This window comes from Lysinibacillus telephonicus (assembly GCF_039654155.1).
Lineage (GTDB): Bacteria > Bacillota > Bacilli > Bacillales_A > Planococcaceae > Ureibacillus > Ureibacillus telephonicus.
Genome location: NZ_CP155468.1, coordinates 4,367,501 through 4,380,563 on the forward strand (window position 1 = coordinate 4,367,501; position 13,063 = coordinate 4,380,563).

General features: G+C 35.5%; 12 protein-coding genes (1 of these 12 only partly in view). 2 read left to right on the forward strand and 10 right to left on the reverse strand.

Annotated elements, in window-relative coordinates; genetic code table 11:
- Positions 1–134, forward strand: the 3' end of a protein-coding gene (gene tnpA, locus MKY04_RS21075) for an IS200/IS605 family transposase (RefSeq protein ID WP_346234657.1). Its footprint begins 340 nt before the window's first position; the window shows 134 of its 474 coding nt (coding positions 341–474); the start codon falls outside the window, past its left edge; the stop codon is at positions 132–134.
- A gap of 157 nt (positions 135–291) precedes the next feature.
- Here the strand turns inward: tnpA and MKY04_RS21080 are convergent, their stop codons facing one another.
- Entirely contained in the window at positions 292–978 is a 687-nt protein-coding gene (locus MKY04_RS21080) for a KinB-signaling pathway activation protein (protein ID WP_126296384.1), read from the reverse strand.
- Between the two features lie 147 nt (positions 979–1,125).
- Here MKY04_RS21080 and gerD point away from each other — a divergent pair, with 147 nt between their 5' ends.
- Positions 1,126–1,764: a spore germination lipoprotein GerD gene (gene gerD / locus MKY04_RS21085; RefSeq protein ID WP_346235089.1), complete on the forward strand. Its 639-nt coding sequence runs from the start codon at positions 1,126–1,128 to the stop codon at positions 1,762–1,764.
- A 70-nt stretch (positions 1,765–1,834) separates the two neighbouring features.
- Here the strand turns inward: gerD and MKY04_RS21090 are convergent, their stop codons facing one another.
- From MKY04_RS21090 to MKY04_RS21130, 9 genes are all read right to left on the reverse strand, one after another.
- On the reverse strand, positions 1,835–2,893 hold the full coding sequence (locus MKY04_RS21090) for an Mrp/NBP35 family ATP-binding protein (RefSeq protein ID WP_126292267.1): 1,059 nt from the start codon (positions 2,891–2,893) through the stop codon (positions 1,835–1,837).
- A 105-nt stretch (positions 2,894–2,998) separates the two neighbouring features.
- A complete protein-coding gene (locus MKY04_RS21095) occupies positions 2,999–3,829 on the reverse strand; it encodes a glycerophosphodiester phosphodiesterase (RefSeq protein WP_346235090.1) in 831 nt (276 codons plus the stop codon).
- A gap of 135 nt (positions 3,830–3,964) precedes the next feature.
- On the reverse strand, positions 3,965–5,338 hold the full coding sequence (locus MKY04_RS21100) for an ABC transporter substrate-binding protein (protein WP_126292269.1): 1,374 nt from the start codon (positions 5,336–5,338) through the stop codon (positions 3,965–3,967).
- Positions 5,339–5,428: 90 nt separating this feature from the next.
- Positions 5,429–6,244 carry a carbohydrate ABC transporter permease gene (locus MKY04_RS21105; RefSeq protein ID WP_126292270.1) on the reverse strand — a complete coding sequence of 272 codons (816 nt, stop codon included), beginning with the start codon at positions 6,242–6,244 and terminating at the stop codon, positions 5,429–5,431.
- A complete protein-coding gene (locus tag MKY04_RS21110) occupies positions 6,241–7,185 on the reverse strand; it encodes a carbohydrate ABC transporter permease (protein ID WP_126292271.1) in 945 nt (314 codons plus the stop codon). The genes MKY04_RS21105 and MKY04_RS21110 overlap by 4 nt, the downstream gene beginning before the upstream one ends.
- 2 nt (positions 7,186–7,187) lie before the next feature.
- On the reverse strand, positions 7,188–8,300 hold the full coding sequence (locus tag MKY04_RS21115) for an ABC transporter ATP-binding protein (RefSeq protein WP_126292272.1): 1,113 nt from the start codon (positions 8,298–8,300) through the stop codon (positions 7,188–7,190).
- 284 nt (positions 8,301–8,584) lie between these two features.
- On the reverse strand, positions 8,585–9,298 hold the full coding sequence (gene cwlD / locus MKY04_RS21120; protein WP_126292273.1) for an N-acetylmuramoyl-L-alanine amidase CwlD: 714 nt from the start codon (positions 9,296–9,298) through the stop codon (positions 8,585–8,587).
- Between the two features lie 190 nt (positions 9,299–9,488).
- Entirely contained in the window at positions 9,489–11,309 is a 1,821-nt protein-coding gene (locus tag MKY04_RS21125) for an ABC transporter ATP-binding protein (RefSeq protein WP_126292274.1), read from the reverse strand.
- Entirely contained in the window at positions 11,302–13,041 is a 1,740-nt protein-coding gene (locus MKY04_RS21130; RefSeq protein WP_346235091.1) for an ABC transporter ATP-binding protein, read from the reverse strand. Before MKY04_RS21130 ends, MKY04_RS21125 begins: the two co-directional genes overlap by 8 nt.
- Positions 13,042–13,063 lie beyond the last annotated feature (22 nt).

Sequence of the window (13,063 nt, forward strand, 5' to 3'; positions counted from 1 at the left end):
TAGGAAGAAATAAAAAAACAATACAAGAATATATCAAAAATCAATTACAAGAAGATATCCTGGAAGATCAAATGACAATGAAAGAATTCATTGACCCTTTCACAGGAGAAGAAATCAATCGAAGAAAGAAATAAAAAAGCCGCTTTAGCGGCAAAGTGAGGAAGCGAAGTGCGGTTGGCGGACCTTTCAGAATGTCTTTAGACAGGAGCCAGTAACCCAGCGTTTCACGCGAAGAGCAAACCACCAGTTATACTGGTGGTTTTGACTTATTTATTAAACTTCCAAACTTAATTAGGCTTTCGAACTTTTTCCTTCATTAGCTAATTTACGCATCTTGCGGCGCTCTTCTAATTTTTTGCGGTCTTCATCTGATTTTGCATTATATTTTGGCAATGCCAGTAATTGGTATGCATTTACTGCGACTAATGGGAACAATAATAAAGCAACATATGTATCAATATTTTCTTGACGGCCCATTAATGCGATGATCCACTCAAGTGAAGTAATGACTATCATAAAGAACAATGATGAAATTAGTACATGCTTTTTCCCTGTTAATTGAACTTTTTTCATCGCTGTAGCAATTGCTCCAAAAATTAAGAAAATCAATAAACCACCATAAAATAGCCAATCTGAAAAACTCTGTGCGGCTGGGGCAAATCGAAATATAACTAAATCGAAAACTACAATAAGTATCAATAAAACTTGAACCCAATTCCATAAAGTGAGTGTTTTAAAAATCCCAATTCCTACTTGGTGTAAAGTTAGATATGCAAAAAAGCCTGCTTGCGCAATTACACTCATGGTAAATCCTAAGAAAATCATCCATGCGAATGCTGCAATAAACTCGCCAATTTCACCTGCAGCTAAATAAGATCCAAAGAAATTCCAACGAACAATAATTCCAGCAGCACCAGTAATAACACCGCCAATAATTAGGCACATAAAGAAAAATTTTATCCAATTTCGTATCGTCACGACTTAAAGTCCCCCATTTTTTTATATATACGTTTACATTTTAACAATCGCCGTTTAAAAAAGCCATCGATGTCATAATCGTATACATATTATGAGCAAGATTGCGAACAATAATTGAAAGAGCCTTTAAAGAAAGGACTGATAAAAATGTTAAACCGTATACTTTCTGTGCTATTCGTCGTGATGTTGTTAGCAAGCTGTACAGAAGCAAATAATCAGCAGCTTTCTTATGAAGAAGTAAAAAAAATAATGATCGATTCGATTCAAACGGAAGATGGGAGAAAAGCTATCCGCCAACTTTTAGAAGATCCTAGCTTCCGTGATTTAATCGTCTTAGAGCACGATGAAATTCAGACTGCAATTAATGATACATTATTATCTGAGGAAGCAAGTGATTTTTGGAAAAAGACTTTTGAAGACCCTAAGTTTAAAGAGAATATAGCAAATAGCATGAAAGAGCAGCAAACAGAAATTATGAAAGCTTTAATAAAGGATTCCTCTTACCAAGAAGATTTAGTATCATTTTTTGGACAATCTGATATGCAGAAGGAACTTGAAACAATATTAAAAAGTGCTACCATGCGTAAAGAGATGGAAAAAATCGTAATGGAGACAATAGAAAATCCACTATTACAGACTAAATGGCAAGAATTAATTAAGAAAAGCGGACAAGCAACTGAAGCAGGAGGACAAGGCGGCGAAGGCGGCGGCGGTGAGTCCGGCGGTGGTGAAGAAGGTGGCGGCGGTGAAGCTGGCGGCGGTGAAGGCGGCGGTGGCGGAGCTTAGATATAAGCATTTATATCTCCATTTAAAAAGCGGACTGCATTAAGGCAGTCCGCTATTATTTTTCAAAATACTATTTCGCTAATTTATTGACTACTTTTTGTGCCATTTCTAAATAAATTTTTCCGGTTGGATGATCTTCTTCATAAATAGAAGGGGCAAAATCTTCATTTGACCAGTCAGGTTGTCCAAGCGGAATTTGTCCTAATAAATCGGTACGCAATTCATCAGCAAGCTTTGGTCCCCCTCCTTGACCAAATACAAATTCACGTTCACCAGTTGTTTTAGATTCAAACCATGCCATATTTTCAATAACGCCAAGAATATCATGATTTGTTTGCAACGCCATTGCACCGGCGCGAGCAGCAACAAAAGCAGCTGTTGGATGAGGAGTCGTAACAATAATTTCTTTTGAAGATGGCAGCATTTGGTGAATATCTAACGCTATATCACCTGTTCCTGGTGGTAAATCTAATAGTAAATAATCAATATCTCCCCATTCTACATCACGGAAAAATTGATCTAATACTTTCCCAAGCATAGGTCCACGCCAAACAATCGGCGCATTATTTTCAACAAAGAATCCCATTGAGATAACTTTTACACCTTTACGTTCGACAGGATAAATTCGCTCATCTTTTACTACTGGCATTTCTTGAATGCCCATCATATCAGGTACACTAAATCCATAAATATCAGCATCAATTAGACCGACTTTTTTGCCAAGTCTTGCAAGCGCAACCGCTAAGTTAACCGAAACTGTAGATTTCCCTACTCCACCTTTACCAGAAGCAATTGCAATAAATTGAACTGTAGATAATGGAGAAAGTAAATCATGCACCTCTGATTCTGTTGCTTTGCCACGGAAACTTTCTAATACGTCTGGAGACAATTCCTCAAAACGAATGCCCACCGTTGCAGCACCAGCTTCTTTTAAAATTTCTACAATTTTCATTTGTAATTGCATTTGTTCAGGTGTATTCGTTTTTGCAATTGCTACTTTTACACTAACATGATTTTTTTCTTCTTTAATGGATACGTTTGTTACCGCATTTGTTTCAGCAAACGTTCTATGTAAAAAAGGATCTTGTAACTGCCCTAATATTTCACGTACTTGTTGTTCGTTTATCACTCGAAACACTCCCCTATATTTGCTTCAATTTTAGTATAACACAGTGATCGTTGAATGCTTTAATGAAACATTCTACTACATCATTTTTCACATTCCCGCATTAAATTACCGATTTAATAACTTCTTAGTAAAAGAAATATTATCTGTAAAGTAACCATCTACATTTAATTCTCTCATTTTTTCTTGTTGTGCTTCTATCGATTCTACATTATGAAAAAACACATGTACTTCTTTTCCTTGTTTATGCAAAGCATTAATTGTTTTTATGCTTGCATCAGAGGATTCTAAACCAATAACGGGATAATCAACGCTTAACGCTTTATTTAAATCGAATTTGCCTTTTTTGAAAAGCAAAGTTAAACGTAAGTCAGGAGCTAGTTTTGCCATCTTTTCCAAACTTTTTTCAGAAAAGGATTGAATAGCGACTTTTTCTTTCTTTAATAAATTATAGTTCTTCAGCAATTGGACTAACGGCTCCTCCATAATAGCTTCTCCATTTACTAATCGAGTTTCTATATAGTATCTTTGTGTATCTCCAAAAGTTTGAAATAATTCTTCCAACGTCGGAATATCTTCTTTTGTCGTTTTTCCATTATATTTGCCTATTGTTTCATATTTTTTAATTTCTTCTAAAGATAAGTCATTTACTTTTCCTTTACCATTTGTTGTTCGGTCAATTGTTTCATCATGCATGATAATTAACACATTATCTTTTGTCATTCGCAGATCCAGTTCTAAAGCATCCACGCCATTTTTTGCTGCAATTTTATATGACGTGATGGTACTTTCATTGAAGCTATTAATTGCACCTCTATGAGCAAATATTTTAGGCTTGTCTATAATTCCAGGCAATGCTTCATTTTCTCTAATACCAAAAACTATTAATCCAAGGAGCACCAAAATAAAAAATACAATCCATATTTTAAGCAGCTTCATATTTATTTACACTCCATATCTATCCAAGTTGCTATATGTATAATACCCATTAAGCTCTATTTAAATAGAAAAAGAATAAAGCGCAATATTCAACGCTTTATTCCTTAACTAAATATTATTATTTATTCAACCTTATTATTCACCGCGGGCAGCATTTGCTTTTTCGATTGCTGCATTAAATTGCTCTACTGCTGTATTGTAGGCCTCATCAACATCCCCGCCATTGTAGACTTTTTCCAAAGCAGTTTCCATAACTTTACGTCCCTCTGGAAGCATGTCCATTAGTGCACCTTGTGTTGCATAAGAAGGTTTAGTTGCTTGCAGCTGATCAACTGTAACTTGTAATTGTGGTTTTTCAGCATATGCATCTTTTACAATTTGCTCATCATATGCAGCTGGGTTAATTGCAAAGTACCCTGTTCCGATATGCCACTTCGCTTGTACCTCTGGTGTTTGAAGGTATTTCATAAACTCCCAAGCTGCTTTTTGTTCTGCTTCAGGTTTGCCGTCGATCATCCAAAGGCTGGCACCGCCAATAACTACCCCTTGACGTTCTTTATTTTCTGGATGCGGTAAAAAAGCAATTCCTACTTCAAATGGTGCATTGTCAATTACATCTCGTGAACTAGCAGAAGATTGTAGGAACATTGCTACATCTCCAGCTAAGAAACCAGCCATCATATTATCGCTGTTTGTACCATAGTTCGCAAAAGTACCAGCGTCTACCATACGTTTTACCCACTCAAAGATCGACTTGCCTTCTTCTTCTGTCCAACCAATTTCTGTAGGCGTACCTGTACGTCCATTGTCATTATTTAATAATAACGCACCTTGGTTTGCCAGTAATTGCTCCCATAACCAACCATACGCTTGTAAAGCAAAACCTTTCATGTCTGGGTTCGATTCAACAATCGCTTTTCCTGCAGCTTCTACCTCTTCAAAAGTTTCCGGTGGAGCTTCTGGATCAAGTCCAGCTTCTTTAAATGCATCTTTATTGTAGTACATAACTGGTGTAGAAGAGTTAAACGGCATTGAATAGAATTTACCATCTAATGAATAGTAGTTCGTGATATTTTCTTCCAGACCGCTCATATCATAGCCATCTGCATCAACAAATTCTTGAATCGGCACAATTTGACCGCTATTAATCATAGATCTTGTTCCGATTTCAAAAGTTTGAATCATTGTTGGCGCACTGTCACTTCCTGCCACGGCATTAAATTTTGTTAATGACTCGTCATATGTCCCTTGGAATTCAGCATTTACTTGAATGTCATCTTGAGAGTTATTGTAATCTTCAACGATTGCGTTCAACGTTTCTTGACCAGCACCACTCATTGAGTGCCAAAATGTTACGATTTGCTTTTCCTTTGATTCAGTATCTCCCGTAGATTCCGAGTTATTCGATGAATTCGTTTCTGTTGTTGATGAACTTTCATTTGAGTTACATGCCGCTAAAATCACAACAAGCAACATCATTAAAGACGTTAGTAAAAATTGTTTTTTCATTTTTCCTACTCCTTTTTAGTTCATTGATCTATTATTTATCCTTTTATCCATTTGACGAATGAAGAGAAAAGGTATAAACCATTGTATTCCTTATTTAATTGCTCCTTCAGTTAAGCCTTTTTGCAATTTCTTTTGTCCGAGGAACAACAACACTAAGGTTGGGATAATGACAATAATGGCACCCGCCATAATCATCCCCCAATCATTTAGCTGCTCTTGATTTTGTAGTTGCTTTAACCCGATTTGAACTGTTCTGACTGTATCATTTGTTGTTGAAAGCAGCGGCCATAGATACATGTTCCAAGATGTTAAAAAGCCATAAGCACCCAAAGTAACTAAACTTGTTTTTGAAACAGGCAGTACAACCTTTAAAAAGAACTTAAAATCGCCCATTCCTTCAATTAGACTTGCTTCTCTTAACTCTTTCGGAATTTGCTTATAGTTTTGTCGAAGTAAGAAAGTTCCAAATGCCATTGCAAAAAATGGCACTGTTAATCCTAGATATTTATCAATCCATCCTAGATCACGGATGATATGGAAATTTGGAATAATAGATGCTTCAAATGGCACCATCATCGTTGCGATAAATAAAAAGAATAAAAAGTCTCTGCCTTTAAACTCTAAAAATACAAAGGCATAAGCCGCTAAACTAGATAAAACCAATTGTCCAAACGTAATAACAAGTGCGACTACTAAACTATTAAACAAATACTTCAGCAGCGGAAACTTTTCAAATGCCTTGACATAATTGTCAAAGGATAATGTCTGCGGCAAACTTCCAGTCATAATGTCTTTGTTGTCCATAAAGCTCATAACGAAGGCCATTATGACTGGTGCGAATATCACAAGTGCTGAAATCATCAGCAATATATAAAATAGAATTTTTCTGCTGATTGGCACGGTCATTGATAATGAACCTTCCTTTCACCAAGTTTGAACTGTAGTACCGTCATAACGAGAATAATGATAAATAAGACGATTGACTGAGCGCTGGCAGTACCAAATTGATAATTTGCAAAAGCCTCACGATAAATTGAGTAAACGATTAAATTCGTCGTATTTTGTGGGCCGCCTTGAGTTAAAATATCGATTTGTCCAAATGTTTGGAACGCATTAATAATTGTGACTGTAATGACAAAAAAGAGTGTTGGAGATAACATTGGAATTGTGATTCTTCGCAATTTATAAAAATAACTCGCACCGTCAATATCTGCACTTTCATATAAATAGGAATCTATGGATTGAAGACCGCCTAGTAAAATTAAGAATGTAAATCCTAGATTCATCCAAATCGTTGTTGCAGAAACTGCAAGTAATGCCCATTTTGGATCAGTCAACCAACCAATAGCGTCAATCCCAAATATTTCGAGCATTTTATTTAAAAAGCCAATCGAAGGATGAAACATGTATAACCAAAATACAGAAGCTGCCGCAACTGAGATTCCCATCGTCGAAGAAAAAATCGTACGGAATAATCCAATCCCTTTAAGTTTTTCATTTGCAAGCACTGCCAAGAACAGTGCAATAACAACTGTAGTTGGAACAGTATATAAAACAAATAAGAATGTTGACTTCATACTTTGTTGAAATACTGGAGAAGCAAACATATCAATATAGTTTTGCAGTCCAACAAACACAGTCGTTTCACCTTGTGCATTTGTTAAAAAGAAACTAAGATAAATCGTTTTGAACAGCGGATAAAACAAAAATGCTCCGAATAATACAATGGATGGAAGTAAAAACAACATCCCTTTAGCAAAACTCTTCAAACGTTGTTTCTTTTTGATTTGCTCGAAATTAATTTCACTAATTTCATTTTCCAATGATTCAAGTGTAGGATTACTCATACTCATATCTTCACAACCTCTTGTTTATTCGTATTGGAAGCAGCTTGAATTAAGTTTCCTGTATGCGCATCGAAGAAATGTATATTTTCGATTGAAATATGAACCGGTACCTTATCCCCCACTTTTCCTAACCATTGACCAAGCCATTTCGCCGTCCACAGTTCTGATCCGACTTCAAAAGATACTAATGTTTCATTTCCTAGTTGTTCGACGTTCACAACCTCTATTTCATAGGTTTCTTCACCATTTGACCCCAAAGGCAAATTCTCAGCTCGGATGCCAATAATTAAGTTTTTATTTTTAATATTTGTTTCTATTTGAGTTGAGTTAATAGGTATTTTGAGTTCTTCTTCAATAATAAGATGGTCGTCTGTTAAAACTGCTTTTCCTAAATTCATTTTTGGAGAACCAATGAAAGAAGCTACGAATAAATTTGATGGCTTGTTATAAAGCGTAATTGGTTCACCAACTTGCTGAATAACTCCATCATTTAGCACCATAATTCGATCACCCATCGTCATTGCCTCAACTTGGTCATGTGTAACATAAATCATTGTTAAACCTAACTGCTTTTGAAGACGTCGAATTTCAATTCTCATATTGGCACGTAATTTGGCATCTAAATTTGATAACGGCTCGTCCATTAAGCACAGTGGTGCCTCACTAACTACCGCGCGTGCTAAAGCAACACGTTGTCTTTGCCCGCCAGATAGTTCACGAGGCTTGCGTTTTAACAAGTCGCTTAAACCCATTAGTTTCGCTGTTTCTTCTAATCTTTTCTTTTGCACTTGTTTATCTATTTTTCTTGCATTTAGTCCAAATAATATATTTTGTTCAACTGTTAAGTGAGGATATAGTGCATAGTTTTGGAAAACCATCGACAGATTGCGATCCTTTGGAGGAAGATGGTTCACGATCTTCTCATTAATTTTTAATGTCCCTCCTGAAATTTCTTCTAGCCCTGCAATCATCCGAAGTAATGTACTTTTCCCTGAACCAGAAGGCCCAACTAAGACGAAAAATTCACCTTTCTCTATGTTCAAGTCAATACCATTCAATACATTACTTTGTTTGTTGTATGACTTTGAAATATCCATCAATTCGATGTATCCCATACCTTAACCCCTTTCAAAGAACTACACTTATTCAACCATAAAATTATGACAAAAACGATTGGTTATGGAACTTTTTACATATATTATTACTAGATTTATAACTTTTACATTTGATAAATAATTCATATACAAAATTAAAAAACCATTCACAAGAAGTCGTGAATGGTTTTATCAAATAATATTTTTTTATAAATAATAACTGCTTAATAATACTTAGAAACCCTGACATTATAAGGCTTGTACCATAAACTAAAATAACTTTAAAAATCAAAAAATGTTTTTCATTATTCGAATTCCAAGTTTACATAGTTTTCAATACCTTCCACAATTGCATTTGCCATTTTCTCTTGATAGTCTTCATCGGATAATAATTTACGTTCTTCGTTATTGCTTAAGAACCCTGTTTCGACTAATACTGAAGGAACCTCTGTTTTCTTTAAAAGATAGATTTGCTTAATGGCCAATGCTTCACGATCCGTATTTTGCAAAGTTTCTTTAATAGAGGATTGAACAGACTTTGCTAACAATTCACTATTGGCGTGTCCATCTTTATGATAAAAAACTTGTGCCCCTCGCCATTTTTCTTCAGGAATGGCATTTGCGTGAATGGTAATGAAAATATCTGGTTCATTGGACTTCACAAGATTAGCTCTTAAAAAGATATCTTGCTTTTTTCTTTCTCTTAATGTAGCAAATTCTTCACTTGGAGCATGTTCAGCTAGTACATCCTCATCTGTTGTTCGGGTCATGACTACTTCCGCTCCCATACGCTTTAATTGGCGTTCCACCTTTTTAGCAATTGCAAGCGTTACATCTTTTTCAATAACTTCTCCCGATGAAGCTCCCCCATCAATTCCTCCATGGCCAGCATCAACGACTATTTTCACTCCACCTAATGGTTCTGGTAAAAAGAAACGTCGATCGGATGCGCTTGTCTCATAAAATACAACAAGTAAACAACATAACAAAATAACTCCTAGAGCGATCCACCGCTTCAAAACTATTACACCGCCTTTAGCAACCTTTTGAACTACTATACGCTTGAAGTTGGTTTTGTATGCGTAAAGTTCAAATTACATAAAAACAAATATAGTATGTTCAATCATTAAACTATTTAGAACGGTTTCATCGTTTTTTTCAAAATCAAAAAGCTATCCACCTTCTTATAAAAGTGGACAGCTTAAAAGATTATTGAAGCTGCAATTGGTTTTGCAGATTTTCGTAAAAGCCCTTTTGCATCATTAATGTTTCATGGTTGCCTTTCTCTAATATTACTCCATCTTTAATAACTAATATTTGATCCGCATTTTCAATTGTTTTTAAACGATGTGCAATAACAAAGCTTGTACGACCCTTCATTAAATTATTTAACCCTTTTTGAATGTGTACTTCTGTCATTGTATCAACGCTTGAAGTAGCTTCATCTAGTATTAATATATCAGGGTCTTCCAATATTGCCCGTGCAATTGCGATTAACTGGCGTTGACCCTGACTTAAATTCAGTCCGCCTGAAACAAGCATCGTGTCATATGATTGCGGCAAGTATTTTATAAAATTGTGGGCGTAGGCGATTTTCGCAGCTTTTTCGACTTCTTCATCTGTCGCATCCAGCTTACCGTAACGGATATTTTCTCGAACTGTCCCCGAGAAAAGATACGTATCTTGCAGTACTATGCCAATATGATCACGTAAGTTTTCCATTTGGTACTGTTTAATATTTTCTCCATCAATTAATATTTCACCGCTTTTGGCATCATAAAAACGATTAAGCAGTTGTATTATTGTTGTTTTCCCTGAACCCGTCGGACCAACAAGGGCAATCGTTTCTCCTGCCCTAGCATGGAATGAAAGGTTATGAAGAATTGGTTTATCGTTTTGATAATAAAATTGGACATTACGAAACTCGACATCCCCATTATAACGTTTCTTGGCAATTGCTCCCGCAACATCTGCTGCTTCTTCTTTTTCATCTAATATTTCAAATACACGTTCTACTCCTGCGATAGCAGATTGGAATGTATTTAATAAATTCGACAATTGGTTAATTGGACGGAAGAATTGTCTTGAATAAGTAACAAAGGAAGCAATCACCCCAATTGAAACCCCAAAGTTGCCTAATACCATTAAAGCCCCTACACCAATTATTAACCCAATCCCGAAGTTATTAATGAAGTTGTTGATTGGTCCAAGGAATCCCGAAGTAATATCTGCACTTAAAGCAGATGCTCTTAGTTTTTCATTTGCTTGTTTAAATTGAGCAATCGTCTGCTCTTCTTTTCCGAATAATGTTGTAATATGGGAATTCGATATCGTTTCCTCAATAAAACCATTTAAATTCCCTAAATCTTTTTGACGCTGAACGTAATTCTTACTACTTCGTTTAATAATTTGTTTCGTAGACCAAATTATAATTGGAATAACAAGTAGTGTTACTACCGCTAATACCCAGTTTAAATAAAACATTGCAATTGCAGTTCCCACTACTGATAATATTGTTGAAATGATTTGAATAACACTTTGTGATAGTGCAGCATTTAAATTTTCAATATCATTTGTCATCCGACTCATTAAATCGCCCTGTTGACGTTTATCGAAAGTTGATAAAGGAAGTGATTGGAACTTCTCAAATAAATGTTGTCGAAGCTGATGAATGGTTTTTTGTGATACACGAATCATCACAAAAGTTTGCAGCCACATAAATATTGCAGATACAATATATATTCCTGCAAGTATCAAAATCATTCTTATAGTTCCATCAATATCAAACTTTAAAATATGTTCATCGATAATAATTCCAATTAATAACGGACCTAATAAGTTTAAAATAGATGAAAAAACTACAAAGAAAATAGAGCTGATGATTCCTATTTTTTGGTTTTTTAAATATAACCAAATTCGTTTAAGTGTCGCTTTTTGATTTTTTGCTTTTTCTGCTGGACCATTAAATCTTGGACCGGGGTGTTTTCCAATTGGAGGAGGTCCAGGTGATTTTTCTGGTGATTTATTCATTTAAAATCCCTCCTCTTACCAGCTGTGTTGAAACAATTTCTTGATATACCCTATTTGTTTCAAGTAGTTCTTCATGGGTCCCTTGCCCTACGATACTGCCATCATCCAACACCAATATTTTATCCGCATGACGAATCGATGAAATTTTCGATGACACAATAAACTTCGTACTTTCCTTAAAATTGTTTGCGATGGCATTTTGTATTCTTCTCTCTGAAAAACTATCTACAGCAGATGTTGTATCGTCTAAAATTAATATTGCCGGCTTGCGAATAAATGCACGGGCCATTGCAAGACGCTGCTTCTGTCCGCCTGATAGGTTGGTTGCACCTTGCGTGATATGATGCTGTTGTTTATCATCAAACTTTTCAACAAATTCTAATGCACAGGAAGATTCTAATGCTTCTATTAATTCGTCCATTGTTGCCTCGTCATTCCCGTATTTCACATTCGCTTCAATTGTTCTGGAAAATAAAGTTGCCTTTTGAGGAGCAAAGCCAATTGAACTTCGTAATGTATGTAAATCATAGTGACGAATAGGTTGGCCATCGATTTTAATAACCCCTTGATCCGCTTCAAACATTCTTGGTATTAATTGAACAATAGTTGATTTCCCACTACCAGTCATGCCAACAATACCGATAGTCTCTCCTGGATTCGCTTTAAAGGAAATATTCTTTAACACTGGTTCATTATTTTTGTTATAAGCAAAACTAACATTTTCAAACTCAACAGCACCTTTAATAGGGGTACTCATTGGGTTTTCAATATTTTTAATTTCAGATTTTTCTTCAAGCACCTCGACAATGCGTTTGGCACTTGGTACTGCACGGGCAATTTGCATTAATACATTAGAAGAACTCATTAACCCACCCATAATCATCATTAAATAGTTAATAAATGCTAAAATTACCCCTACCTCAATTGTTTCATTCCCTATCTTGAAAGCACCCATCCATAGAGCTGCAATAATGCCCATATTAACGACAAATGCAGTTAAAGGCATTAGAATGCCAATGATTTGATCTGCGTGAATATTCCGCTTCATTAATGTTTCATTTACCGTTGTAAATTGCTCGATTTGATGTTTTTTGCGGTTATAAGCTTTAATGACACGGATGCCGGCTAAATTTTCTTGTACTCTTGTGTTTACGGCATCTATCGCTTCTTGTACTTTTAAAAATAGCTTTCCAGATAATTTTGTGAAAAAATAAATGGATATTGCCAGGATTGGCACAACAACTAATAAAATTGGAAATAGTTCACGGGCTGTAATAAATACGATGACAATGGCACCAATAAAAGTGAATGGACCGCGTACAAAAATCTTTAATAGCATCGTAAGTGCTCGCTGCAACATTTCCACATCACTCGTAATGTTTGTAATGAGCTTCCCAATCGTAAAATGATCTTTATTACTATTTGAAAAATACGTAATTGTCTCATATAAATCTTGGCGAATATCCGCCGCAAAATTAATGGCTGTCTTTGAAGCATAAATGGAACAACCAGCACCGCCTATTAATCCCATCACTGCACATAGAATAATCAGTCCAAACATTTTAATTACGTATGGCATATTGTCTTTTGCAATACCATTATCAATAATATGCTGCATAATTGTCGGTTGAATTAAATCCATCGCTACTTCAAGCACCATCATTAATGGAGCGATAATTGCAAAGACCATATATGGTTTCATATATTTCTTTAAGGAGAATATGGCTTGCATGATGTACCTTCTTTCTGTTGAT

What these genes read in the sequence shown, in the direction of transcription:
- MKY04_RS21100 (WP_126292269.1), bottom strand. Translation starts at nt 5,338, where the DNA reads ATGAAAAAACAATTTTTACTAACGTCTTTAATGATGTTGCTTGTTGTG.
- gerD (WP_346235089.1), top strand. Translation starts at nt 1,126, where the DNA reads ATGTTAAACCGTATACTTTCTGTGCTATTCGTCGTGATGTTGTTAGCA.
- MKY04_RS21130 (WP_346235091.1), bottom strand. Translation starts at nt 13,041, where the DNA reads ATGCAAGCCATATTCTCCTTAAAGAAATATATGAAACCATATATGGTC.
- MKY04_RS21125 (WP_126292274.1), bottom strand. Translation starts at nt 11,309, where the DNA reads ATGAATAAATCACCAGAAAAATCACCTGGACCTCCTCCAATTGGAAAA.
- MKY04_RS21095 (WP_346235090.1), bottom strand. Translation starts at nt 3,829, where the DNA reads ATGAAGCTGCTTAAAATATGGATTGTATTTTTTATTTTGGTGCTCCTT.
- MKY04_RS21105 (WP_126292270.1), bottom strand. Translation starts at nt 6,244, where the DNA reads ATGACCGTGCCAATCAGCAGAAAAATTCTATTTTATATATTGCTGATG.
- MKY04_RS21115 (WP_126292272.1), bottom strand. Translation starts at nt 8,300, where the DNA reads ATGGGATACATCGAATTGATGGATATTTCAAAGTCATACAACAAACAA.
- MKY04_RS21110 (WP_126292271.1), bottom strand. Translation starts at nt 7,185, where the DNA reads ATGAGTAATCCTACACTTGAATCATTGGAAAATGAAATTAGTGAAATT.